The 24,899-nt window shown below is 42.2% G+C and carries 22 protein-coding genes; 14 read left to right on the plus strand and 8 right to left on the minus strand.

The genetic code is table 11. The annotated features are described in order from the left end of the window. Positions 1-97: 97 nt before the first annotated feature. The 7 genes from AN394_RS07260 (at position 98) to AN394_RS07290 (ending at position 6,733) form a co-directional block, all read left to right on the plus strand. Complete coding sequence (locus tag AN394_RS07260) at positions 98-1,312, plus strand: acetate kinase (protein ID WP_055021122.1); 1,215 nt, start codon at positions 98-100, stop codon at positions 1,310-1,312. Positions 1,313-1,316: 4 nt separating this feature from the next. Further along, positions 1,317-3,473 (plus strand): phosphate acetyltransferase, encoded by a 2,157-nt coding sequence (pta, locus tag AN394_RS07265; protein WP_054561268.1) that lies wholly within the window; start codon positions 1,317-1,319, stop codon positions 3,471-3,473. Between the two features lie 209 nt (positions 3,474-3,682). After that, positions 3,683-4,075, plus strand: coding sequence for an ACT domain-containing protein (locus tag AN394_RS07270; RefSeq protein WP_054552960.1), 393 nt, complete (start codon positions 3,683-3,685; stop codon positions 4,073-4,075). A 3-nt stretch (positions 4,076-4,078) separates the two neighbouring features. After that, on the plus strand, positions 4,079-4,576 hold the full coding sequence (locus tag AN394_RS07275; protein ID WP_054561267.1) for a PTS glucose transporter subunit IIA: 498 nt from the start codon (positions 4,079-4,081) through the stop codon (positions 4,574-4,576). A 5-nt stretch (positions 4,577-4,581) separates the two neighbouring features. Then, on the plus strand, positions 4,582-4,926 hold the full coding sequence (locus AN394_RS07280) for an ArsC family reductase (protein ID WP_054561266.1): 345 nt from the start codon (positions 4,582-4,584) through the stop codon (positions 4,924-4,926). Then, positions 4,926-6,056, plus strand: coding sequence for a succinyl-diaminopimelate desuccinylase (gene dapE, locus AN394_RS07285; protein WP_055021123.1), 1,131 nt, complete (start codon positions 4,926-4,928; stop codon positions 6,054-6,056). Before AN394_RS07280 ends, dapE begins: the two co-directional genes overlap by 1 nt. After that, a complete protein-coding gene (locus AN394_RS07290) occupies positions 6,053-6,733 on the plus strand; it encodes a M15 family metallopeptidase (RefSeq protein WP_055021124.1) in 681 nt (226 codons plus the stop codon). Before dapE ends, AN394_RS07290 begins: the two co-directional genes overlap by 4 nt. On the opposite strand, the gene AN394_RS07295 is transcribed toward AN394_RS07290, so the two are convergent. Next, positions 6,720-7,589, minus strand: a complete 870-nt coding sequence (locus tag AN394_RS07295; protein ID WP_055021160.1) for a DMT family transporter — start codon at positions 7,587-7,589, stop codon at positions 6,720-6,722. The two genes, AN394_RS07290 and AN394_RS07295, sit on opposite strands and share 14 nt — an antisense overlap. 137 nt (positions 7,590-7,726) lie before the next feature. Between AN394_RS07295 and AN394_RS07300 the strand changes: the two genes are divergently transcribed. The 4 genes from AN394_RS07300 to AN394_RS07315 are packed head-to-tail and all read left to right on the plus strand — an operon-like array spanning position 7,727 to position 10,627. Next, the gene (locus AN394_RS07300) at positions 7,727-9,091 is read left to right on the plus strand and encodes a COG3014 family protein (RefSeq protein ID WP_055021125.1); all 1,365 of its coding nucleotides are present in this window, start codon (positions 7,727-7,729) and stop codon (positions 9,089-9,091) included. A gap of 8 nt (positions 9,092-9,099) precedes the next feature. Beyond that, positions 9,100-9,525 carry a YcfL family protein gene (locus tag AN394_RS07305; RefSeq protein ID WP_054552954.1) on the plus strand — a complete coding sequence of 142 codons (426 nt, stop codon included), beginning with the start codon at positions 9,100-9,102 and terminating at the stop codon, positions 9,523-9,525. 10 nt (positions 9,526-9,535) lie between these two features. Beyond that, entirely contained in the window at positions 9,536-10,147 is a 612-nt protein-coding gene (gene lpoB, locus AN394_RS07310; RefSeq protein ID WP_055021126.1) for a penicillin-binding protein activator LpoB, read from the plus strand. Between the two features lie 12 nt (positions 10,148-10,159). Next, positions 10,160-10,627 carry a glycine zipper 2TM domain-containing protein gene (locus AN394_RS07315; RefSeq protein WP_055021127.1) on the plus strand — a complete coding sequence of 156 codons (468 nt, stop codon included), beginning with the start codon at positions 10,160-10,162 and terminating at the stop codon, positions 10,625-10,627. A gap of 25 nt (positions 10,628-10,652) precedes the next feature. Here the strand turns inward: AN394_RS07315 and AN394_RS07320 are convergent, their stop codons facing one another. Together AN394_RS07320 and AN394_RS07325 are read right to left on the minus strand one after the other, a co-directional pair. Continuing rightward, positions 10,653-11,870 (minus strand): pyridoxal phosphate-dependent aminotransferase, encoded by a 1,218-nt coding sequence (locus AN394_RS07320; RefSeq protein WP_054552951.1) that lies wholly within the window; start codon positions 11,868-11,870, stop codon positions 10,653-10,655. 93 nt (positions 11,871-11,963) lie between these two features. Beyond that, positions 11,964-12,308, minus strand: coding sequence for an Hpt domain-containing protein (locus AN394_RS07325; RefSeq protein WP_055021128.1), 345 nt, complete (start codon positions 12,306-12,308; stop codon positions 11,964-11,966). A gap of 129 nt (positions 12,309-12,437) precedes the next feature. Here AN394_RS07325 and AN394_RS07330 point away from each other — a divergent pair, with 129 nt between their 5' ends. Continuing rightward, on the plus strand, positions 12,438-13,037 hold the full coding sequence (locus AN394_RS07330) for a tRNA-uridine aminocarboxypropyltransferase (RefSeq protein ID WP_054561259.1): 600 nt from the start codon (positions 12,438-12,440) through the stop codon (positions 13,035-13,037). Then, a complete protein-coding gene (locus AN394_RS07335; protein WP_055021129.1) occupies positions 13,037-13,813 on the plus strand; it encodes a CLCA_X family protein in 777 nt (258 codons plus the stop codon). The genes AN394_RS07330 and AN394_RS07335 overlap by 1 nt, the downstream gene beginning before the upstream one ends. Here the strand turns inward: AN394_RS07335 and AN394_RS07340 are convergent. Beyond that, positions 13,779-16,274 carry an EAL domain-containing protein gene (locus AN394_RS07340; RefSeq protein ID WP_055021130.1) on the minus strand — a complete coding sequence of 832 codons (2,496 nt, stop codon included), beginning with the start codon at positions 16,272-16,274 and terminating at the stop codon, positions 13,779-13,781. The two genes, AN394_RS07335 and AN394_RS07340, sit on opposite strands and share 35 nt — an antisense overlap. Positions 16,275-16,407: 133 nt before the next feature. Then, on the minus strand, positions 16,408-16,995 hold the full coding sequence (gene dcd / locus AN394_RS07345) for a dCTP deaminase (RefSeq protein ID WP_055021131.1): 588 nt from the start codon (positions 16,993-16,995) through the stop codon (positions 16,408-16,410). A gap of 281 nt (positions 16,996-17,276) precedes the next feature. Between dcd and AN394_RS07350 the strand changes: the two genes are divergently transcribed. Continuing rightward, on the plus strand, positions 17,277-17,603 hold the full coding sequence (locus AN394_RS07350; RefSeq protein WP_055021132.1) for a hypothetical protein: 327 nt from the start codon (positions 17,277-17,279) through the stop codon (positions 17,601-17,603). Between the two features lie 91 nt (positions 17,604-17,694). Here the strand turns inward: AN394_RS07350 and AN394_RS07355 are convergent, their stop codons facing one another. From AN394_RS07355 to apbC, 3 genes are all read right to left on the minus strand, one after another. Further along, positions 17,695-20,646, minus strand: coding sequence for a TonB-dependent receptor (locus AN394_RS07355; RefSeq protein WP_054561254.1), 2,952 nt, complete (start codon positions 20,644-20,646; stop codon positions 17,695-17,697). A 78-nt stretch (positions 20,647-20,724) separates the two neighbouring features. Continuing rightward, positions 20,725-23,376 carry a glycoside hydrolase family 16 protein gene (locus tag AN394_RS07360; RefSeq protein WP_055021161.1) on the minus strand — a complete coding sequence of 884 codons (2,652 nt, stop codon included), beginning with the start codon at positions 23,374-23,376 and terminating at the stop codon, positions 20,725-20,727. 321 nt (positions 23,377-23,697) lie between these two features. Continuing rightward, the gene (gene apbC / locus AN394_RS07365; RefSeq protein ID WP_054561253.1) at positions 23,698-24,777 is read right to left on the minus strand and encodes an iron-sulfur cluster carrier protein ApbC; all 1,080 of its coding nucleotides are present in this window, start codon (positions 24,775-24,777) and stop codon (positions 23,698-23,700) included. Between the last annotated feature and the right edge of the window lie 122 nt (positions 24,778-24,899).

Here is a 24,899-nt window from a genome sequence, read left to right on the forward strand (position 1 = left end):
GTGTAGCAACAAAATACTTATTTACTATACTGGCAAAGAATTCTAATTATCAAGCCTTAATATACACTGACTGATATCGTACTTTTAGGACCTAGCTATGTCGACGCCCCTTTGCTCACCACAACATGTTTTAGTACTGAACTGTGGTAGTTCAAGTTTAAAATTTGCCATTTTAAATGCCGCCACTTCTGACGAAGTTATTTCTGGTTTAGCTGAGCGCCTTGGCTCAGACACGCCTTCAATCAAATATAAATATAATGGTGAAAAACAACTTATTGAGCTTGCAAAGGGCCAAGCCCACGATGCAGCAATTGCTGAGCTTGTGAAGCTAGTTAATGAGCTAGGCCTTGCAGATAATTTAATTGCTGTGGGTCATCGTGTTGTCCACGGTGGTGAGCATTTCACCGAATCTGTGCTTATTGACGATGATGTACTTGCAGCTATCGAAAAAACAGCCGCACTTGCTCCACTTCATAACCCAGCCAACTTACTGGGCATTCGCACTGCACAGCAAGCGTTCTCAGCGCTGCCACAAATTGCTGTATTTGATACGGCATTTCACCAAAGCATGCCAAATATTGCTTACTTATACGCCCTACCTTACTCGCTTTATAAAGAGCACGGCGTAAGACGTTATGGGTTCCATGGCACGAGCCATTATTATGTTGCAGGTGAAGCGGCAAAAATGCTCGGCAAAGAGCGCGAGCAAACCAATGTGATCAGTGCACATTTAGGTAATGGTTGTTCGGTATGTGCGATTAAAGATGGTAAGAGTGTTGATACCAGTATGGGCCTTACACCGCTTGAAGGCTTAGTGATGGGTACCCGCAGTGGTAGTATCGACCCTGGTTTATTCACGTTTTTAACTCAGCAACTAAATTATTCAGTGCAAGAAATTGATGATTTACTTAATAAGCAAAGTGGTTTGTTAGGTATTAGTGAATTATCAAATGACTGTCGCACTATTGAAGAAGCCGCTGTTGAAGGTCACCCGCAGGCGAACCTTGCACTCGATATTTTCTGCTACCGCTTAGCAAAGCAAATCGCCGCATTCTTAGTACCTGTACAACGCCTTGATGCACTTATTTTCACCGGTGGTATTGGTGAAAACTCAGACATCATTCGTGACAAAGTAATCACTCAATTAGGCTTTTTAGGCCTTGAGTGTGACGAAGCTGCAAACTTAGCGGCACGTTTTGGTAAAGAAGGCTTAATTTCAAAAGGCCAAGCGCATGCTAAAGCGTTTGTGATCCCGACTAACGAAGAATGGGTTATTGCTAACGATGCAGCCCGCATTGCAAAGGAGGGTTAAGTATATGGCACGTAGAATTATGTTGATCCCTATTTCAACTGGGGTTGGTTTAACATCTGTTTCTGTTGGTTTAGTGCGTGCACTTGAGCAAAAAGCGCTTAAAGTGAACTTTTTCAAGCCAATTGCACAGCCACGCTCTGGCGATACAGGTCCTGAAAAGTCGACGCAAATTGTCACCCATGGCTCGCCAATTAATCCGCCGACACCATTTGAGCTTAGCTATGCAGAGCAAATGATTGGTGATGGTAAAGGCGACGATTTACTAGAAGAAATCGTAGAGCGCTTTGAAAGCACCATTAAAGAAGACGAAATTGCTATTATCGAAGGTATGGTTCCAACACGTCGTCAGCCTTATGCTGGCCGTGTAAACCGTGAAATCGCGCAAACACTGGGTGCTGATATTGTTTTTGTTTTAACACCTAGTAACGATAGCAACGACCAAATTGAAGACCGTTTAGAAATTGCCTCAGGCAACTATGGCGGTGTTAACCACCCTCGCGTGCTAGGTTGTATTTTCAATAAAGTTAATGCACCTTTAGATGACGAAGGTCGCGCCCGTGCAGACCTTGTTGAAGCCCATGAGCCTGAGCAACTTGAAAACGAATTAAACCGTTTAGCATCACTGCCTATTTTCAGAAAACACCCATTTAAGTTATTAGGTTCAATCCCGTGGGATTTCGACCTAGTAGCGCCACGTGTGCGTGATTTATGTGAATACCTAAAGGCCGAAGTTATTAACGAAGGCGACATGGCTCATCGTCGTTTACGTCGCGTTACTTTCTGTGCTCGCACTGTATCGAATATTTTAAGCCACTTTACCCCGGGTGCATTACTAGTTACTCCGGGCGATCGCTCTGATGTACTCGTTGCCGCTTGTTTATCAGCCATGAATGGTACCAAACTTGGGGCTATTTTATTAACCGGTGGCTTTAAACCTGAAGATCGCATTATGAAATTGTGCGAACAAGCTATGAATACCGGCCTACCAATCCTGGCAACACAAGAAGATACGTGGCGCACGTCTTTATTACTGCACAACTTCAATATGGAAGTACCGTGCGATGATGACCAACGTATCGATAAAGTAAAAGATCACAACGCTAGTAACATTGACTCTGACTGGTTAGACAGCCTGGCACAAAGTGTTGGCCGAACTCGTAAAATGTCTCCGCCAGCGTTTCGCTTCTTACTAACAGATAAAGCCCGTCAAGCGAAGAAAACGGTTGTTTTACCTGAAGGTAATGAGCCGCGCACGATTAAAGCCGCAGCAATTTGTGGTCAACGTGGCATTGCAAAAACAATCCTACTTGGTGACAAAGAAGAGATTTTACGAATTGCTGAGCAACAAGGTGTTGAGCTTAACGATAACGTAACCATTGTTGAGCCAAGTGATGTGATCAACGATTACGTTGCGCCTATGGTAGAAATTCGTAAAAACAAAGGCTTAACAGAAGTGGTTGCCCAAGAGCAATTACTGGATAACGTGGTGCTTGGTACTATGATGCTTGAGCAAGGCAAAGTAGATGGCCTTGTGTCGGGTGCTGTTAACACTACAGCGAATACGATTCGCCCACCGCTACAGTTAATTAAAACTGCACCGGGTTCATCGTTGGTATCATCAGTGTTCTTTATGTTGTTACCTGATCAAGTTCTGGTATACGGTGACTGTGCTATCAACCCTGATCCAACGGCAGAGCAACTGGCCGATATCGCGATTCAATCAGCGGATTCAGCGGCTGCGTTTGGTATTGAACCTCGTGTTGCAATGATCAGCTACAGTACGGGTACTTCGGGTTCAGGCGCTGACGTAGAAAAAGTGCGTGAAGCCACTAAGCTTGCCCAGCAAAAGCGCCCTGATTTAGTAATTGATGGCCCGCTTCAGTACGACGCTGCAATTATGGAAAACGTAGCACTTAAGAAAGCACCAGACAGCCCGGTTGCAGGTAAAGCAACAGTGTTTGTATTCCCTGATTTAAATACGGGTAATACAACCTATAAAGCCGTACAACGTAGTGCCGATTTAATTAGTATTGGCCCAATGCTTCAAGGTATGCGTAAGCCGGTAAATGACTTGAGTCGTGGTGCATTAGTAGACGATATTGTTTACACCATTGCCCTTACAGCGATTCAAGCTAAGCAAGTTGAAAGCTTAGAAAATTAACCCTTCAAAATTTAGGCTAATTTATAAAACCCTTATAAATTAGCCTATTAACTTCTTTATACTGACCTATTCCCATATTTATCCACAGATTCTGTGGACAACCTCAACAGCGATATTGAGTAAAACCTCAGCAATCAAAATTATTGCGCTTTATCTTAACTTTGTTTACCTATACTATAAATTCAAAGGCTTCAAAGATAGGATCGCAGATGTCAAAACAAACGTTACAACTTCATAGTGAAGAACTTACCATTCATAGTTTAGATGTCGATGCGACGATTGATCCTGCCTTACTCCAACAAGCTATTTTCTTTATTGCAAAAACGGCTGATGAGCTGTCTATTGTTTGCCCTAGTAGTTTTCAGCTCGACAGTCTTGATCAAGAAACCGACTGGCAAGCACTTGAAGTTATTGGCCCACTTGGTTTTTCGTTAACTGGTATTATGGCGAATATTTCTGGCGTGTTAGCAAAAGCGTCGATCTCGATTTTTGCTTTATCAACCTACGATACAGATTATGTATTGGTGAAAAAGCAAAGTATGGCCAAAGCTATTACAGCCCTGAAAAAAGACGGTTACCATGTGCTAGGTGATGTTAAATAAGCCATGACTAACGAAGTTCAATACTTACCCGAACGCAGCCTCAGAAAAGCACGCTGCATGGCCATTAAAAGCCCATTTACTGGGCGTGTAAAAAGCATTAGCGAACACCCTGAGCCATTTTTTCGTTTTGCCACCCTTGGCCCAGGGATTAGTGTTGAACTAACTAGCCACAACATCATCGCGCCATTCGATGGCACCCTATTACAAGTTAAAAATGCCGGTAAAGAATACATTTTACAGGCAAAAAACGGTTTAAAAGTTTTATTAAACTTATCGTTTTCATCGGTTGAAGAACATATCAACCACACCAATATTGCTAAATTAAACGGCAGTAAAATTAGCAAAGGTGAACGATTAGCCTATTTTGATTTACGCGAGCTGAGCAGCCCTATGCTTGGCACACTGTGCGTTCTCAATAGCCAACACCTTGGACCCCTATATTATTCACTATCTCAGGTCACTGCTGGGGTAGACACATTACTCACTGTAACTAAAAAGTAGAATTTATGACTATCATGTACGGTATCAGCAATTGCGATACAATCAAAAAAGCCAAGAAATATTTAACTGATAACAATCAAGAGTTTACTTTCCATGATTACCGTAAAGACGGCATTAGTGCTGAGCTAGTTAACGAATTTGCAGCGCATATTGATTGGCAAGATTTAGTTAATAAACGCGGCACAACTTATCGCCAATTATCTGATGAGCAAAAGCAAAACCTAGATAAAGAATCTGCATTAGCATTACTGGTTGAGCAACCAGCGATGATCAAGCGCCCGGTACTTGTGCATAACGGCCAATACCACTTAGGTTTTAAAGCAGCTCAATACGATGAGATTTTTGCCTAATGACTCACCCTGTTATTGAACTTGCTCAAGCGCTTATTCAGCGTGAATCAGTAACGCCTGAAGATGCTGGTTGCCAAGCGTTAATGAACGAACGCCTTGAAAAACTAGGCTTTAATATTGAATCACTGTTTTTCACTGATACCTTGAATACTTGGGCTCGTAAGGGAGATGCGTCACCGCATTTTTGTTTTGCAGGTCACACAGATGTTGTACCAACAGGCCCTGCAAAAAATTGGCAGCACCCGCCTTTTTCTGCACTGGTAAAAGACGGCATGTTACATGGCCGCGGTGCAGCCGATATGAAAGGCTCTTTAGCTGCCATGGTAGTTGCCACAGAGCGTTTTGTGGCTAAGCACCCAGATCACAAAGGGTCAATTTCGTTTTTAATTACTTCTGATGAAGAAGGCCCGTTTATCAACGGCACAACCCGTGTTATCGATACTCTTGAAGCACGTGGTGAGAAGATTGATTTATGCCTAGTTGGCGAACCATCTTCACGTGATGTACTTGGAGATGTGGTAAAAAATGGTCGTCGCGGTTCATTAACTGGCTTTTTAACCGTGAAAGGTGTGCAAGGCCATGTTGCTTACCCGCATCTAGCGCAAAACCCAATTCATTTAGCTGCTCCTGCGTTAACTGAGCTGAGTCAAACCGAGTGGGATCAAGGTAACGAGTTTTTCCCTGCAACGAGTTTTCAGGTTTCGAATATTAACGCCGGCACCGGTGCCGGAAATGTGATCCCAGGTGAGCTTGAAATTCAATTTAACTTTCGCTTTAGCACTGAAGTGACTCACCAAGAACTACAACAGCGAGTCGTAGAAATTGTTGAGAAACACAACCTGAATTACGAGCTAAATTGGATTGTTAATGGACTGCCGTTTTTAACCGATCATGGTCCGTTAGTTGATGCCACCGTGCATGCTATTAAGCAGGTGACTGGACGCGACACCGCGCTTGAAACCACCGGCGGTACTTCTGATGGCCGTTTTATTGCGCAAACGGGTGCCAAAGTCATTGAGCTTGGTCCACGTAATGAAACCATTCATAAAGTAGATGAATGTGTTAGCACGGATGATTTAATTCAACTAGCTGATATTTACGAAGTCATTTTAGAGCAACTGCTTACATGAACCAAACCGAGCTTAAACAATGTGCCACGGGGTTAAGTAGCTCACATTTAGTTGAGCTACAAAATCATCGCTTGCATCGTGATATTGTCGATGATTTTTTAGCTCTGCAGCAAGGAGCAAAAGAAGCAGGTATTGATCTGACAATTGCCTCAAGCTTTCGCGATTTTCATCGTCAAAGTGCTATTTGGAATGCTAAATTTCAGGGCCTTCGACCGGTTTACACCCTAAAGCAACAAACGGTAGATTTAGAAAGCCTAAGTGATACTGAAAAGTGCCACGCTATTATGCTTTACTCAGCACTTCCGGGGGCAAGCAGGCACCACTTTGGTACCGACCTCGACATTTACGATACCCGCCCGATTGACGATGATTACGAGCTGCAATTAACGCCTGATGAGTATTCACCCACAGGGCCCTTTGCCAAGCTTGCTGCATGGCTTGACGATAACCTAGAAAAGTATGGTTTTTATCGCCCTTACCAAGAGTACAAAGGTGGGGTTGCCCCTGAGCCTTGGCATATTAGTCATATTGGTGTATCTGCAAAGATGATGCAGTATCTGTCAGTTGAAACATTACAGCACTGTATCGAACAAAATGAGCTTAGCGGCAAGCAAGCGATACTAGCTGAACTTAACACCCTGTATGAACGCTACGTGTTAAATATTAATACGCCCTAATTTTAGCCATTAAAAATACCAGTACAGCGCCAAGAATTAAGGCGCTGGCTACAACTAAACGCGCTGTTAATTGCTCATCTAAAACCATCACCCCAGCTAATGTGGCAAGCACAGGCACGGTTAGCTGCACCACCCCTGCTTGGCTACTTTTAAGCCTAGGTAGTGCAATGTACCAAATGCTATAGCCAAGCCCAGATGCAAGCGCTCCTGAAGCTATCGCCAAATAAACCCCACTCGCAGTAATACCTTGCCAATCAACCATAGCTAAAATCACTAAAATTGGCACAAGTATTAAACTTCTTAGAAAGTTAAAGCTGGTTGCTTGCAACGGTGAGCTGCATGATTTTCCGCGAATACTGTAAACACCCCATGCCACGCCACTTAACGCCATGAGCATTGCTGGCATGAAAGAAGGCACTGTGGCTGAGGGCAGCATTAAGTAAATAAAACCCGCAAAAGCGACAAACAAAGCCCCCCACTGTACTTTACTGAGTGGCTCTTTATTTAAAACACTATGGCCTATCATGGTTAATTGTACTGCCGAAAATAAGATAAGTGCGCCTGTGCCTGTGTTTAGATCAACATAGGCAACTGAAAAGCACAGCGCGTAAACAAATAAACTAAGGGCACTGATATTGTTACCTTTATCGGTTAAAGGTTTAGCTGATTGTGATTTTGTTTGCTTTAGCTTTGTTTGCCATAAAAGTAAGCCTAGTAACATAAACGCTCCACTTGCTAAGCGAATGGCAGTAAAACTTAACGGATCTATATCACCACTTTGTAATGCCATTCGGCACAGCAAAGAGTTGGCTGCAAACGCACAAAGTGCAATTAAGGTATACAGTATGGTGCTCAACAAATGAGTTATCCTTTTGGTTTTAAAAAAGATAAGACCTAAAATTAGACAATTAACTTACGATTTTTTACATAATTTATCATAGAAGGTTAAGCCGCGTATGCTAATCTCAGTACATTGTTTAAAAGGAGTGTTCAGTGCATCGACGTTTATTTATTGGAGCTGCTTTACTGTTATCTGGTTGCAGTACCATAGGTATTACTGATCTATTCCAAGATTATGCGACGCAGCTAAGACCTGTGCGCCAAGCTGTTTCTCAAAATAACATAGCAAGTGCTCAGCAGCTTTTGCCAAGTAACAGCCGAGGCCATAGTAACTATTTATTGAATCAGCTTGAAACGGCCCGTCTTGAGTTTTTGGCTAAACAAAATTCCGAGGCCAATGAGACCTTTGAAGCTGTTTATCAAAATATGGAAAAAAAGCGTCAAGCAGCCAAAGTACAACTAAGTGCAGGCCTTGAGCAAACAAATTCATTATTAACCAATGACTCAGTGATTGGTTATGAGCCAGCAGCTTATGAAATGACCATGCTGCATAGCTACAAAGCACTGAGTTATGTTTTTGATAAACAACTTGAATCTGCATTAGTTGAAGTTAGGCGTGCTAATAAAGTGCAAGAAGATGCACTAAAAGACAACCAAGCTGTACTTGATGAACAAGCAGAACAGGCAGCCGAAGGCTACCCTGATATGGCCGAGTTAATTGGCAATGTTAAAAATGGCTTTCAAAATGCCTTTACGTTTTATTTGTCTGGCCTACTTTATGAGGCGGATAAACTGTTTGATGATGCCTATATCGATTATAAGAAAGCACTCGAAATAAATAGCGAAAATAGCTACTTACAGCAGACAGTGTTACGCCTTGCCAAAAAACAAGGGTTTGATCAGGACTTTGAAGAATTTAGCAAGCGCTTTGGCAAGCTAAAGCAGACTCAAGCAAACACGGGCCAAGTAATTGTAATTGCAGAGCAAGGTTTGATACCAGCAAGGCAAGAGTTTCATTTACGGTTACCCATTTATACCTCCCGTGGTGATGCACGCTTTTACAGTATTGCGATGCCAGTTTATCGCGATGCGCCCTATGCGGGCAGTGATAAAACCGTGAGTCTTGGTGGTGAAAATTTGCCACTGACGCCCATTGTTAGGCTTGAAGCGTTGGCAGCAAAGACGTTAAAAGATCAAAGTGCTGGCAGAATAACCCGCCAAATTATGCGTTTGGTTGCGAAAGAAAAGATGCGTGCAGAATTGGCAAGAAGCGGCGGCGATGTCGGTAATATTTTAGCGAATATTTATAACATTGCATCAGAGCAGGCTGATACGCGAAGCTGGTCGACTTTACCTAGTCAACTGAGTATTGCGCAGCACGCGATGCCAGCAGGTCAGCACGCTTTAACCGTGCCAGGGCATGGCGAAATAGACTTTACGGTTAGTAAGCAAGGGTTAACCTTGATTTTTCTAACCTCTATAAATAACTACTACGACACACATGTTGTACAACTCTAGGAGCAATGATGAAATACTTAGTGCCACTATTAACCATTTTACTTGTTGCGGCTTGCTCCTCACGCCCTACCACTTCTGGCATTGGTGTTGAGCAGGCATCACAACAGTATAACCAACAACTGATTGTTAATAACCCTGAACTTGGCAAGAAATTAGCCATTACAGATGTAAAAACACGCCAAACAAATGGCTTAACGGATGTTGTTGTGACACTGGCAAGCCAGTATAAAAAGTCTCAATACTTACAGTATCAATTTACTTGGTATGACGCTGATGGTTTTGTTATTCGCGGCAACCACTCACCTTGGCAACCTATTACATTATTTGGATTTGCTAAGACCCAATTACCGGGCCTAGCCCCGACAGCAAATGCTGTCACCTTCTCGCTTGCAGTGCGTGAAGTGTCAACAGAAGCACAAGAATTTGAAGATTAAGGATACTACAATGAAATTACTTTCTGTTAAGTCGGCTGCGGCCGTTGCAATAACAAGCGCTTTGTTGCTGTCTGGTTGTGCTAACAAAGCCGTTGTTAGCTATGGTGATGCGCAAGCCGTAGAAACCACAGATATCAACTTTGGTTCAACGGATTTACAAAAAGTAGCAAGCCAAATGACAGACTCGTTACTTGCTTCACCTGTGGTTGGTACCATGACAGCAAATACCCGCCCTATCGTGTTTGTTGAGCGTATTAAAAACAAAACGAGCGAGCACATTGATACTGAATCAATTACTGATTCAATCTCAACACAGTTATTACGCAGTGGTAAGTTCCGCTTTGTTGATATGACCCGCGTTGAAGCTGTGCGCGAACAACTTAACTTCCAAAACGTTGACCCACTTGTAAACCCAAATACCGCTATTGCTTTTGGCCAGCAAGTGGGTGCGCAATATATGTTATACGGCAACTTATCGAGCATTGTTAAATCAAATGCTGACAAGGCTGATGTGTATTATAAATTCACTATGCGTTTAATGGATTTAAAAAGCGGCCTAGTTGAGTGGGCTGATGAAACTGAAATCCGTAAAACACGTGAGAAATCAACTTTTGGCTGGTAGTCAGGAGGGGTTATGAAATACCTAGTAGCAATCCTAGCAAGCTGTTTATTACTGAGCTCGCCAAGTTATGCTGACTATCAGCGTAACAAAGCAGTACCTGTACAACAGGTGTTGTTTGGCTCAGTACAGTCAGTGCGAACCATTACTGAACAAGAACTGGTCCGAGATAAAACCAACGGCTGGGAAACGTTTGGTGGTGCGCTTATTGGCGGCGTTATCGGTAACCAGTTTGGTGGCGGCAGTGGCCGTACTGTAGCAACCATTTTAGGCTCAATGATTGGTGGCTCTGTTGCCCACAACCGCCAACAAAACAGTCGCGTTATACAGTATCAGCTCGTTGAATTGATGATCAAAGTAGAAAGCGGCGAACAATTTATGGTTGTGCAAGATAAAGACAACCAAATGCTGTTCAACCAAGGTGATAAAGTACGTTTGGTGTACCTCACCGATAACACGGTGCGTGTTGATAAAGCTTATTAAAAAAGCGAGCCTCGGCTCGCTTTATTTAGCTTTGTCGATAATCAGCAAAGAATCGCTGCATCTTGCTCATGGCTTCTGTTAAATCATCTTTGTTTGGTAAAAATACCAATCTGAAATGATCAGGATCAGGCCAATTAAATGCGCGACCATGCACTAATAAGATTTTCTCAGCTTTGAGTAAATCTAAAATCATGCGCTCATCATCTTTAATGTTAAAGTGCGCCGTATCCACTTTCGCAAAAGCGTAAAGCGCCCCTTTAGGCTTTTTACAGCTAATACCATCAATGGCATTTAAGCCACGCCATGCAATATCACGCTGCACATACAATCGACCACCAGGGTTTATCAAGTTATCGATTGACTGCACACCGCCTAAAGCTTGTTGAATAGCATACTGAGCAGGCACATTGGCACATAAGCGCATTGATGCCAGCATATCTAGGCCACGGCTTAAGTCGTCCATCATGCTAGTACGACCGCTTAACACCATCCAGCCCATACGCAATCCCGCAGCGCGGTACGTTTTTGCTAGGCCATTAAAGGTGATAATTGGCACATCATCACACAGCGCACCAATCGAGCTGTGGCTGACACCGTCATACAAGATTTTCTCGTAAATTTCATCGCTCAGTAACAATAACTTGTGCTCGCGAGCAATATTGATAAGTTCCATCAACAGATCATCACTATACACCGCCCCTGTTGGGTTATTCGGGTTTATAAGCACCAACGCTTTGGTCTTTGAGGTGATCTTCGATTTAATATCAGCAATATCAGGGAACCAATCTTGTTCTTCATCACATAGATAATGCACAGGGTTACCTCCTGCTAATTTAACCGATGCAGTCCATAGCGGATAATCCGGTGCAGGAATAAGCACTTCATCGTCATTATCAAGTAATGCTTGTGTGGTCATTTGAATTAATTCGCTGACCCCATTGCCGATATAAATATTATCGACATCAAGATTAAATAATCCGCGTTGCTGATAGTGTTGATAGACAGCCACACGGGCTGAGTAGAGGCCTTTAGAGTCACAGTAGCCTTGGGCTGAATATAAGTTACGAATGATATCTTTGTGCATATCTTCAGGCATATCAAAGCCAAAGGCAGCTGGGTTGCCAATGTTTAGCTTTAATACTTTTTGCCCTTCGTCTTCCATTTTTCGAGCTTGTGCAAGCACAGGCCCACGTATGTCATAACAGACACCGTCTAGTTTGTGACTCTTTTTGATTTGTGACATGGTTACCTCTACTAATTAGCCTTAAGACTAACCCAGTAAGGGGCCACCACGCCAGAGGATTATTGCGGTTATAACTGAAATAAATTCAAGTTTTTAGCGAGTAGCGAACCAAACTTGTAATTTTTCTACAGAACCTGAAACTTGTTCATCAAGGGTTTGTGATTTTTCTTGTGCAGTGGCTACATCACCTTGGTTCAAGGTCAGTTCAATTTCTTGCGCAAGCGATGATAAACTTGCAGCACCAAATTGAGCTGCATTTGATTTTAAACTGTGTGCATGCCTTGCAGCTGCTTCGTTATCTGAACCAAGATTTGCAAGTACTTCAGAGCCTAAACGCTGAAATTCACTACAACAAAAGGTCAAGGTGTCGGCAAATTGGTCACCTAAAAGTGATTCCATCCCTTCCAGTGCACTCTCATCAATTGTGATTGTCGTCATCTTTATCCCTTAATCAAAAACGTAATTATATAAATCGCAACTTTAGCCGTTCATAGCTAAAAAGCAAACCTGCTTTGCGAGTTAAGCTCATGTATACTAGGTATAGTTTTGATTTACACCTGAGTTCGTATGGCTAGAGAATTGTGCTCACATTGTGGCTTTTCAGTTAAAACCTGTTTATGTGATTCAATAAGCATAATCAATAATAAACTAAAAATCATTATATTACGCCACCCTAGTGAGGAAAAAGTTACTAAGAACACCGCTAATTTACTGAATTTAGGCTTAGATAACTGCCAAATCATTGCAGGTGAGTCAGAACAAGACTTTTTACAGCTCGCAACATTGCCAAAAGCAACAACTGCGGTACTCTATCCTGCTGATAATGCATTATGTTTAGATGAACACACTGCCACTACAGATGCTTTCAAACAGTCTTTAACTCATTTAATTGTGATTGATGGTACGTGGAAAAAAGCCTACAAAATGCTGCAATTAACTCCAAGCCTTCAGGGGTTTCAGGCTGTGAGTTTTAAGCAAATACCACAAAACAAATACGTCATTCGTAAAGCACCACGCGCAGATAGCTTATCAACTTTAGAAGCAGTGGCTCATAGCCTTAAACTGATTGAAGGCCTTGATGTAACACCGCTATACAGATTATTAGCAGCACTGGTCGATAAGCAAACCCAACATATGCCAGATGATGTTAAGGCACGCTATTTATAATGCGTGTATCAAAACGGCTTAGTGCCGGTTTTCACCGTCAGGGACCAGATTATCGCTTTGATGATCAGGTCGATTTTGACGATATTCGCGATACCTTTGGTTTTCGTACCATGGTGGTTGGCAATTGGGTTAATAAGCAAGAGCGGCTATTAGCGGCGAATTTAATTTACGATGCCTTAGCTGATCTAGCGCAAATACTGACTTTACCCCCAACGGCAATAGGCCTTAGGGGAAAGCTTAATTTTGCCTTTGGTCATGGTGGCCAAAAAGGTGTGCAGGCTCATTATAATGCTCACAGTCAAACCCTTGCGCTAGCAAAAAATGCCGGTGGTGGCGCTCTGGCACATGAATGGTTTCATGCGTTTGATCACCATATTTGTCAGCATTTATTTAAGAGCAGAAAGAGTATGCAATTTTGCTCAGCACTGTGGCTCGAACAGTCACCAGATTTGAGTCATCCACTTAATCAACACTTAAATGAGTTTTACCATCAGGTATTTTTAGACACCTCAGGTGAAAATCCAAATGCGTTCGTGAAGCAATCTATCGCTTTTGATAGGCAAGTAAAGCAACTTTATATGAGTATGCCTGAAGAACTAGCGGCTCGCTGTTTTGAAAAGTGTATTGCCATGCACCCTGATATAAAAAATAGCTTTTTAGTGAGTGGGTTATCGACAAGTGGCTTAATCTACCCAGATGAGCAGCATACAATGCGCTGCTTTTCAGCACTGCTGAATTACTTTAATCAGTTAGGTTCGCTGTTGCATCAAGGCTAATTTCAACTTTCTGCACCTCGCTTATCCAAGTTAAGTAATCATCTGCACAAAGCGGTTTTGAAAAATAATACCCTTGTCCAAATTGGCAGCCATAACTTTGCAGCATTGCTAGGCTTTGCTCATCTTCAATACCCTCAGCAACAACATGTGCACCCAAAGTAGTGGCGATGTCACAGGTTGCCCGGCAAATACTCTGATCGTTCACTGAAAATGGCAGGTTTAACACAAATTGTTTATCTATTTTCACCTCATCAAAGCCTAGCTGGCTCAGATAAGCAAGCGATGAGTAGCCGGTACCAAAATCATCAATTGCTAGCTTTAAACCGATTAAACGATAGTCATCAAGTGTCGCTTTGATCTTTTTACTTTCCTCCAAAGTTGCAGATTCTGTAAGCTCCAGCATCACAGATTCGGCACGCACTTTTTGCTCATTTAAAATAGTGATTAAAAGCACGGGTAAGTCTTTATTTAATAAATCTTTTGCTGAAATATTAATAGAAATAACGTGATCGGGTATCAGTTTGCAAAACTTCGCTTGCCATTCAATGCCCCTTTCAACGACCCACTCTGTAAGCTGATTGATCACCCCTGCTGACTCTGCAATTGGAATAAATACATCTGGGCTTACTGCACCAAATACAGGATGCTGCCATCGCAGCAATGCTTCACAGCCCACTACTTTGCCTGTTTTCAAACATATCTGCGGCTGAAAGTGTAAGCTGAGTTGGTTCTCATCAATCGCAATTTTAAGTGCAGCAGCAATCGATAACCTTTGCTCAGAAAGGCGTGCAGTTTCTGAATCGAACATGCGCCAACGTTCACCTTGTAAACGCTTTTCAGACATAGCTTGTATCGCACATTGCAAGATTTGTTTCGCGGTATTGCCATGCATCGGGTAATAGGCAACCCCAATATCAACACTATCAACTAAATTAATATCTTCATGGGTGAGCCCTTCTTCAAAGACCCCATGGATCAAACATGCAAACTGCTCTATGTGACTTAGCTCAAGCTCGCCCATAATTAAACAGCCAAACGTACTGTCATCAACGTGAGCAAGCCACGCGCTTCTGCTTGCTTGAATTTCAAGCTTTAGTGCACTCATACTCTGTAGCTGAGTATTTAAGATACTTAATCTTTCATTGATACAAATATTGGCTTGCTCAAAACCAAATGTAGAGCGGGCATTTGAAAGTACATGAGGTTTAAATAATAAAACTGAAAAGTGTTGTTTCTGCGATACTTTCTTCACCATTTGCGCGAGTAAAAACTGCTTATTTGGTAGCTTAGTATCTGCATCATGTAACATGGAGTAGCTAAACGCTGAGATTTGCTGGCGATCTTTTAATAACAGTACGGAACATATCGCAAGTGATGCCATAAGTAAGATGGTGTTATGAACACCATGGTAACCAATGCCAAAGCCATTCCAGATAAATAGACTCAGCACTTGAATAACAATAGTTAAAAGCATAAAAACACGCAGGTGAGTACGGTTGTTTTTACGCTTAATCAAACTATAAAAGATTACAGAAGCAAAGCACAAAAAGCCCAAACAGCTGACTATAAAAAGCCACTGACGATTAAACTGAGGCAATAGTGATGACAACACGGCTGCGCTGAGTAAACAAACCATCATAGCTTGCCAAGCCTTTTTAAACGTAACTTTATAGGTATGGATCGCTAGAAAGTGATATAAAAAATAGCTTATAAAACATAATGCAAACTCATTAACAGGCCATTTTGCTTCCCAGTCTAAACCATCAACAAGATAGTTTATTAACCCGTTATCAATCAAAAATCCGATACAAACCAACACGAAGTACGCATCCAACACTAAGTATTTTGGTTGCTGCGATACAAAAAAATAGACAGCACATACAAACATACATAAAACTAGCACGCCTAAAATTGCGCCATAGCTTAAAATTATTTGATGTAAATTGGTTTCAAATATTTTGGCTGAAACCACCCCAACTTCTATCGTCAGTGCCCTATCGTGCTCAAAGTTAACCAATGCCCAGCGATGGCCCTGGCTATGCTCTATTAACCAGTGCGGTCGAACATTTGATAAGCTTTCGAGTGAAGCGAGTCGCTGATTATTGGTAGCCTGATAGTTTTCATCTAAAAGATAAAATTTAGCCCAGGTTAAATTAGGCTCACCAAGATAAACAACGTAATTATTATTGTCGGGTAGTTGGAATAAATCGATTATTAACCAATGAGATGTTTGCGGGGCAAGGCGAATAGAACTGCTTTCGAGTGCATTCAGCTTTTTAGCATTTTGTAGTGATTGTTCCAAGGATTCACTTAATTTGGCAAGTGGCTCAGCGGAGTCAAGCAGCCAAACTGATGCACTATCACTGGCAGCAAAAGTACTTACGCTGTGTAACAACACACAACACAGAAATACGAGCAATTTTTTTATAACCCGATGGACTTGCTTGCCAATAAAGTGCATTTTAGCTCCGTGCTTTAAACACCAGCTAAAAGTATGGGAGGAATACGCTTAAATTGCCAATTATGCAGGCTTTAATTAGGTAAAAAGTTCAGTAACAAAATGTTATGTGGCCCGAAAGCCACACAAACTCTAATTATTTATTATCATCACTGATACGACTTGCAACCGCCGAATTTTGATCTTTATATTTTGCGTCTTTACGAACGTTGTATGGGTTTTCTGCAGGGCTTGTCATGGTTTCAAAGCTCATGGCACCAATTTTCATCATTGGGCGTAAAGCCAATGGCAATTTGCCTGAGTTATAAAACTCTAACACGATATTACCAGACCAGCCCGGATCAATACGATGTGCTGTAACATGAACCATCAAACCAAGACGTGCTAACGATGAACGACCATCTAACCAACCAACAATATCTGCTGGTAATGTGACTTTTTCATGGGTGATAGCCAGTGCCAGTTCACCTGGGTGGAGGAAAAATGCTTCTTCTTCAGCAAGCACAATCTCATCACTCATGATTGATTCCATCGCCTTATTTAACTGATCTTTTGGACCACTTAAGTCAACATAGGCTGCGGTATGATCTTGGAAAACTCGAAACTTGTTGCCCAACCGCAAGTCTACCGTCACACCTGAAATCATTTCTTTACTCGGTGTAGGCTCAATAACAATGCGGCCTTCGTCAATATACTGCTGAATATGGGTATCTGATAATCTCATTTATTATTCTACCTAATACAACTTAAACATATGATTTTAAGTTGAAAAAACACGCTAAGCTCTAGTTGAAACACAACAAAAATCGAGTGTGTATCAGTAAAGCCAAATGGGGTGGCTATAGTGTGCCATATATTACACAAATCATCAGCGTGTTGCGCGAATAATTCTCAACAAAATAAGATAAGCCATCTCAGGTAATAAGATCAGTGTTTTCTGATTTATCTGAAGTACTGAGTTTTGTTTTAATGCCCCGTCTATAAGGAGAATGAGGATAAGTTGTTATGGATTACGTTATTTTATCCGTAATAACATTGCCAGCATGCGTTGTCGCAATTTTAATAGCCAAAAACTACGCTAAAAAGCACGATTTATGGCATGGCTTTCTCGTTTTTGTCGGTTCACTACTTTTAACTAGCTGGTCGGTGGTGGGCTTAGTTGCTAACGAAACGTTCTTTTTCCCGCTACCTTCATTACTCACTATAGCCTTTTACTTCTACTGTTTCGGTGAAACCGATATTGTGTTCATGCCTAATTTATTAATTAATCCTGGCATTGCTATTTTTTGCTATTTTTCGGGTTACTTCTTTTATCGCAAGAAACCATTCTAAACCCGTTATTTATTTTCACATTTTGAAAATCACGTTTTTTAATAAAAAAAGCCGCTCATTGAGCGGCTTTTGTTCCTTTGGGGATCACATATTAAAAGCTATAACGGGCACCGATTGTGTAACGTGGTCCGTATTGACGAGCAAATAAGAACTGCTCTTCGTAACGACCGTAGCCACGCTCAGTTTCGTTGTTAAGGTTTATACCTTCAAAGAAAACAGTCATGTTTTCGTTGATGTCGTAGTTAACACTTAAGTCCCATTGACCGTAGGTATCGCCAAATTGTGGGGGCGCATCAGATGAACCTTGCGCTTGACCAACACCAATTAAGTATGAGTCACGCCATGCGTAAGTCACTTTTACTGATAAGCCATCTTTATCATAGAAGGCTTGGAAGTTCGCTGAATCACTTAAACCCGATAGTGGAGCTTGCTGAGTTAAACTTGCTACATCAAATTCAACATCACCATCTACAAATGTTGCGTTGACACCTAAACCAAAGCCACTTTCACCAAATAAGTGTTGAACAGCAAGTTCAAAGCCATCAACTGATTTGCTATCAGTATTTTGTGGCTGAGAAATATTCCATACCATCAGTGGATCTGAACTCGTTGGCTCAATGGCACCGTCCGCATTACCATAACCTAATGCCAGCATTTCATTGAACACAGCGTCACTCGTTGCCTGCTCGCCACGTGCTTCTACAGATGCCACAGCTTCAAGGTAACGAGGACCATTTAAGATATCGTATAGACCTTCAATGGTTGTTTCAGTGATTTGCGTTTGAATAAAGTTATCTACGTCTTTTTTGAAGTAACCAACTGACGCATAACTGCCTTCGCCGTAGTAGTACTCAAGTGATAAATCGAGGTTAGTTGATTCAAATGGCAATAGGTTAGTATTACCTTGGCTACCTGTACGCGAACCTGGTTTAGGGCTACCCGTTAAGCTACGACCACCAGCCAAATTACCCAGCGGCGCACGTGCCATGGTTTTACCCCACGAAACACGACCAACAAGCTCGTCTGTAATTTCAACTTTTACGTCAATGTTCGGCAACCAAATATCGTAGTTACCTTCTTCTTGATAAAAGTTATCTGTACCGCCAGTTTCGTACTGCATGATCCACTCAGATGCACTTACCCAATTAACTTGACTTTCAACACGTTGACGAACCGTACTGGTCACATCAGTTTCTTCATAACGAAGACCTGCGTTAATCTGTATGAAGTAATTAGCTACATCGAACTCCCATAAGCTATTCACATAAAAGCTTTGCGTTTTCTCTTCTACGTAGCTTTCACTGTCGATACCATCATAAAATGGGTCAATTGAGTATTGATTATCGCCCAATAAGTCTTCATTTAAATAAGCAAGTTGACGAGCTAACGCTTCTTCAAAGCTATAGGTGTAGTAATAATTAGGCTCAAGGGCACTACCACCACCAGCGAACTGGTCTAGCATGTCGCCTGTATCATTATAAGTGAACATGCCATCTGGGAAGATTTCGGTGAATGAAGGGTTAAAACCAGGGCCCCCACGTAAGCCACTCCAAGCGGTAAATCCACCCATAGTTTGCTTAGTATTTGCAGCACCGAATTTCACTTTAACAAGCGGAATTTCAAAGCTTTCATTGAACCAGGTTGCATGAAGCTGAGCTTGCTCAACATTAGACTCACCTGGTGAGTAAATAAACTGACTGAAGTTTGAATCTATCTCACTTGGGTCTAGTACTGTAGTACCATTGTTCCAATTAACGTAGGCATGCGGAACCTCACCAGTGCGATAGTCATATACTTTGCTCTGTAACTGGTCAGAGCCAAGAATGATTTGACCATCAGAACCTAAGCCATCATCTGCGCCGTTATCTGTTTCGTTTTTCGAATCATGATAATCGAACTCAACTTCCCACTGGTCATTGATTTGCCATTCTAGGTTTAAACCAATTGAACGTGCTTTAACTTCTGTAGTGGCACGGCTTGCGGTGAATGAACCATCATTACCACTGATATCGGCATAAAGCGCTGTGCCATTTTCATCAAGCTCATAACTATTGATGTTACTGCCAAACTCATTCCAAATACCCCAACCTGCAGTTTCAACACCGGTGATTGCACGACTTGCTGTGTAATCAACCGTTGCAGTAAAGCTTTCAATTGGCGAGTACTGTAAAGTTACTTGGCCATTAGTACGCTCACGTTCAACATCAGCAATACTGTAGTTCATGTCTTTCGGGAAGAAATGATTACCGACACGGTTGCCTTCGCTATCTACTGCACGTGGGTCAATGTAGTCACCTTCATCAAGAGTTGGTAAGTCAACATTGGCCTGCCAACCTTGAATATTGGCACTTTGCTGTTGAAAATCACGTTCTTGATGAGAGAATGATGCCGCAAAACCAAATGTATCATCAGCATAGGTATTGCTGTACATCGCTGAAAACTCTGGCGTTACATCATCACCTTTTTCATTTGACGAGTCATGAATAGCTTTAATAGACGAGCTAAACTTTTCGCCTGGGCTATTTAATGGGCGAGTTGTAATAATATTTACAGTAGCGCCTAGACCACCACTTGGAACATCAGCTTGACCTGATTTCGCTACTTCAAGTGCACTTACACCATCAGCGGCAATATTCTCAAGGGCGTATGAACGTGTATAACCCGTGCCTGGCATTTGACGGCCATTCAACATTACTAGGTTAAACTCAGGGCCAAAACCACGTACCGTAATTTCGCTACCTTCGCCGTTTGAACGGCTCACTGATACACCGGTAATACGCTGTAATGATTCAGCTAAGTTAGTATCTGGGAATTTACCCATCTCTTCTGCTGAAATCGCATCAACAACACCTGTTGCATCACGTTTCATATCCATGGCGCGGATCATACTGCCACGAATACCTTTAATTTCGATAACTTCAATATCGTTATCAGCTTTCTCTTGCTCATCCTGTGCATAAGCCGACATAGTGCCTAGCCCTGCGGTTAAAATCATCGCAACTGACGCTGCAAGAGGTGTTTTAATAAATTTTGTGCTTTTCATGATATACCTGCTTTTGCAATATGTTGTCATGGATACTGGGTGCTGTAATCAGCACCCATCACTTGTTGCCAATCTTAATTACGGGTTTGCAATAACTGCATTATCAATACGGTAAACCGCACCTTCACCCATACCCCATGACGGGAACACCATAACAACGTCGATTGCACTAATATCAAGACCTGCACTTAGTAAATCGGCAAGTGTATAAGTATAGGTTTGCCACTCACCAACCACAGGCTCGACACCTTCTTGGCTTGCACTCAACGCAAGCTCCACAGCTTGACCTGCATCGTTTGATTCAATTTTGAATAACCACTGAGCATCTTGGTCGCTGGCGTTTGAAACTATCTTCATCTCAAAACGAACCACACCTTCAGATAATAAGTGTGATGCATCAAAGCTCACGCCATCATCAGCTAAAAACCCCATTACCGTAGCGGTAGAACCAATTTGAAACTCTGCCACAGAGCCATGAGTTTCATCGTCAGTTTCGACTGTTGGCGTGCTACCAGCACAACAATCCCAAATGCTCCACTGATCAGCCACGTTTTCGGCAAACAGCGTCAGCTCTGATGCTGCCGATTCTTGCTCTGGTGCATAAATGCGAGCATTGTCGACACGGTAAACTGCACCTTCACCTTGACCCCAAGCAGGGAAAATCATGATTACATCAATAGCACTTACATCTAAACCTGCGTTTAATAAAGTACTGATTGGGAACGTGTATGTTTGCCATTCACCAGCAACAGGGTCAACACCTTCTGAGCTTGTGTTAAGGTTAACTTCTACTGCTGTTGCACCTTCATTAGACTCAACTTTTAATAGCCAAGGCGCATCTGGTGTTGATGATAAAGAGGTGATCTTCATCTCAAACTGCAGCATGCCGTCATCAACCAATGCTGATGCGTCAAACTGCGTACCACTGCCACCAGATGAAGTACGGTTAATAAAGCCCATTACCGTAGGAGTTGCACCAATAGAGAACTCTGCAGTAACACCATGCTCTTCGTCGTCGACTACTTCAACAGGTGTTGAACCACCACAACAATCCCATAGCGGCCAATCAAGATTAGTTTCATCAGTGAATAAAGTTAATGAAGGTAATGTTGTTGTGCCGCCATTGGTAATTTCAACATTATCAACACGGTAAACAGCACCCTCACCTTGACCCCATGCAGGGAAAATCATGATTACATCAATCAGTGATACGTTTAAGCCCGCATCAGCTAATGTTTGCAGTGGGAAGGTATAAGTTTGCCATTCACCGGCAACTGGGCTAACACCTTCTGTACTTGCACTTAGGTTTAGCTCAACGGCTGTCGCGCCTTCATCACTTTCGATTTTAAATAACCAAGGTGCGTCTGGCGTTGATGGTAAAGACGTTACTTGCATATCAAAAGTCACATAGCCGTCTTCTAACATTGCACTGGCATCATAAGGTGACGCTTCACCGTTTTCATCGGTAATAAAGGCATCACGGCTAATAAAGCCATTTACAGTAGGTTCCGCACCCACACTAAATTCAACCACATTACCACGGTCTTCATCTTCAACTAATCCTGGCGTTGTGCCACCACAACAGTCCCATGCAGGCCAGTTAGGGTTAAAACTGCTATCAAAAATAGTCAGCGGCGTAACAGTGCCATCACTTGGTGGCGTTGGAGCAGGAGCTGCGCCTTGCACTAGTGCATCTTCTAAATTGTCATAACCTGGGCGAACTGTTTCACAGCCTTTACCTGTGTCTGGATCTTGAGCACATTCATAAACACGTACATAGTCAACTTCAAAAGTTTGACCATTTTCGAATGCAGTTGCATCAATACCAAGGGCATTAACATTTTCAGGCCAATCACCGCCAACAGCAAAGTTTAAGATTAAATAAAACTCTTGGTTAAATGGCGCAGCGTCCCAGAAAGTTGTTAACTCACCAGTTGTTTGATCAAAGTACTCTGTGTACCAACCCTTATGTTTAAGAGCCAGTGCTTCACCGTCAGCGTTATAAAGTAATTCTGACTGGCGCTGTGTTGCATATAAATAATCATCTACGTACCAACGAATTTCACCCTCTTGCCATTCAATAGCATAAGTATGAAAATCATCGGCTGGATTTGAATCTTGCGCGAAGGTGTACGCTTGACCACTACTGTCGTTATTTGGCCACGCTTGACCATAATGTAACGTGCCGTAGATATTTGACTCTAAGCCATCATCATTTTCGACTTTTAAATTCACTGATTCTAAAATGTCGATTTCACCTGAACGAGGCCACTCACCGTAAACTTCGTCGGTTGGCATCATCCAAAACGCAGGCCAAGAACCTTGACCGCTAGGTAGTTTTGCTCTTACTTCAAAACGGCCATATTTAAAATCGGCTTTGTAGCGAGTATTGATACGTGCAGATGTATAAGGCTTTGCAGCACCGTCTTCTGCAGGCAATGCAACGATATTAAGAATACCGTCTGCAACAAAGGCGTTTTCTTCACTGTCGGTATAACATTGTTTTTCGTTATTACCGCCACCTGCACAGTCTATTTCGAAATTCCATTTGTTGTCATCAATGGCATCGCCGTCAAAGTTATCTTCCCAAACCATCACCCAATCTGAAACTGGTTCAGTTGGATCGACAGTATCTATTTTTGTATCTGTGGCAGAGCCACCGCAGCCAGCTAAAGTCGCTACAGAAAGCGCCATTGCTAGTTGTGTTAAGTGTGTTTTGAATTTGTTCATTGCATTGAACCCTAACATTATGTGTTTGTTAGTACTCAACTGATATATATAGAGTATAGTTTTAATCAGTCAATTGTAAGCGCTTACATTGACAGACAAATAAAAAGACCTAACAATGTAAGCGCTTTCATTAGAGTATGTCACGGTTATTAAAACGTCAATAAAATATTAACATTTGCTGCAACTTTGTTTTTCGACATATTTCACGAAAATGCAGGCTATATGCGACTAAAAGTGGGGTTAGATAGAAAAATTTAGTACAAAATAATCAATCTGGATTTTGTTAACAAGAAAAACCCACTAACAAAATCTTTGCAACAATCAATCTTCAGTAATGACAATTTCAACTGCGCTTGTGTGCGCCTGTTGATAATACAAGCTACTAGCAAGCACGCGTGCTGCAGTTTTGTAGGTTTCACTTATTTGAGCCTCGTTGTCTGTGGCAATTAAATCGCCCTGCTCCGAGCTTTCACGAATTTCAATGGCCAGCGGAATATTAGCCAGCACTGGTACACCATGACGATGTGCTAATTTTACGGCACCATCTTTACCAAATACATGATTAGGCTTACCACAGTGACCACATAAGAAGTAGCTCATGTTTTCAATTAAACCAAGCACAGGTACGTTCACTTTATTGAACATAGCAATGCCCTTTTGCGCATCGGCTAGCGCTAAATCTTGAGGCGTGGTAATGATCACTGCACCACTGGCTGGCACTTTTTGGCTCATGGTTAATTGAATATCGCCCGTACCTGGAGGCATATCAACAATTAGATAATCAAGCTCACCCCAAGCGGTTTCGTTCATTAACTGATTAAGTGCTCCCGATGCCATTGGTCCGCGCCAAACGGTCGCGTCATCACTTGGCACTAAAAAGCCGATCGATTGCGCCTTGAGGTTATGCGCTTCAAAAGGAAGTAAATTTTTATTATCTGCTGTTTTCGGCTCTGCCCCTTGTAGACCTAGAAGCAATGGAATAGACGGGCCATAAATATCAGCATCGAGAATACCCACTTTGGCACCCTCTTGTTCTAAAGCCGAGGCAAGATTCACCGCCGTAGTTGACTTTCCTACGCCGCCCTTACCTGAAGCAACGAGCACAATATGTTTAATTTGCTTAAAACTATATGTGCTAGGTAATTTCACTTTAGCACTAATTGACACAGGCACTGATAGTTTATCAGCGACAAATTTTTCAATCTCAGTGATTTCGCCCACGCCAGCAAAAGGTAGGCTTAGTTTTACCTGCCAGCTTTTATCGCTGTTTTGATTAAGCTCTTCGAGCCAATCTTGCTCAATACCAATGGCAAATGCGCTACTACGGTAGGCGGCTAAGGCTGCAATGATAGGTGCTTTTTCAGCCGATTTACTTGAGAATAGTTTTGACAGTCCAAACATAGCAATAAATTAGCGTTTCTTTGATGAAAAGTGCTGCGGAATTATGTAACATTCAAGGCATTAAAACCAGACAATTAGATAATATCATTGCTTTGAGTTGTCTATGAGCAACTCACAATGAA

The sequence above is a fragment of the Pseudoalteromonas sp. P1-26 genome (genome assembly GCF_001401795.1).
Classification (GTDB): domain Bacteria; phylum Pseudomonadota; class Gammaproteobacteria; order Enterobacterales; family Alteromonadaceae; genus Pseudoalteromonas.

Coding starts and splice junctions, on each gene's coding strand:
- AN394_RS07260 (WP_055021122.1), top strand. CDS start 98: ATGTCGACGCCCCTTTGCTCACCACAACATGTTTTAGTACTGAACTGT.
- pta (WP_054561268.1), top strand. CDS start 1,317: ATGGCACGTAGAATTATGTTGATCCCTATTTCAACTGGGGTTGGTTTA.
- AN394_RS07270 (WP_054552960.1), top strand. CDS start 3,683: ATGTCAAAACAAACGTTACAACTTCATAGTGAAGAACTTACCATTCAT.
- AN394_RS07275 (WP_054561267.1), top strand. CDS start 4,079: ATGACTAACGAAGTTCAATACTTACCCGAACGCAGCCTCAGAAAAGCA.
- AN394_RS07280 (WP_054561266.1), top strand. CDS start 4,582: ATGACTATCATGTACGGTATCAGCAATTGCGATACAATCAAAAAAGCC.
- dapE (WP_055021123.1), top strand. CDS start 4,926: ATGACTCACCCTGTTATTGAACTTGCTCAAGCGCTTATTCAGCGTGAA.
- AN394_RS07290 (WP_055021124.1), top strand. CDS start 6,053: ATGAACCAAACCGAGCTTAAACAATGTGCCACGGGGTTAAGTAGCTCA.
- AN394_RS07305 (WP_054552954.1), top strand. CDS start 9,100: ATGAAATACTTAGTGCCACTATTAACCATTTTACTTGTTGCGGCTTGC.
- lpoB (WP_055021126.1), top strand. CDS start 9,536: ATGAAATTACTTTCTGTTAAGTCGGCTGCGGCCGTTGCAATAACAAGC.
- AN394_RS07315 (WP_055021127.1), top strand. CDS start 10,160: ATGAAATACCTAGTAGCAATCCTAGCAAGCTGTTTATTACTGAGCTCG.
- AN394_RS07320 (WP_054552951.1), bottom strand. CDS start 11,870: ATGTCACAAATCAAAAAGAGTCACAAACTAGACGGTGTCTGTTATGAC.
- AN394_RS07325 (WP_055021128.1), bottom strand. CDS start 12,308: ATGACGACAATCACAATTGATGAGAGTGCACTGGAAGGGATGGAATCA.
- AN394_RS07330 (WP_054561259.1), top strand. CDS start 12,438: ATGGCTAGAGAATTGTGCTCACATTGTGGCTTTTCAGTTAAAACCTGT.
- AN394_RS07335 (WP_055021129.1), top strand. CDS start 13,037: ATGCGTGTATCAAAACGGCTTAGTGCCGGTTTTCACCGTCAGGGACCA.
- AN394_RS07340 (WP_055021130.1), bottom strand. CDS start 16,274: ATGCACTTTATTGGCAAGCAAGTCCATCGGGTTATAAAAAAATTGCTC.
- dcd (WP_055021131.1), bottom strand. CDS start 16,995: ATGAGATTATCAGATACCCATATTCAGCAGTATATTGACGAAGGCCGC.
- AN394_RS07350 (WP_055021132.1), top strand. CDS start 17,277: ATGGATTACGTTATTTTATCCGTAATAACATTGCCAGCATGCGTTGTC.
- AN394_RS07355 (WP_054561254.1), bottom strand. CDS start 20,646: ATGAAAAGCACAAAATTTATTAAAACACCTCTTGCAGCGTCAGTTGCG.
- AN394_RS07360 (WP_055021161.1), bottom strand. CDS start 23,376: ATGAACAAATTCAAAACACACTTAACACAACTAGCAATGGCGCTTTCT.
- apbC (WP_054561253.1), bottom strand. CDS start 24,777: ATGTTTGGACTGTCAAAACTATTCTCAAGTAAATCGGCTGAAAAAGCA.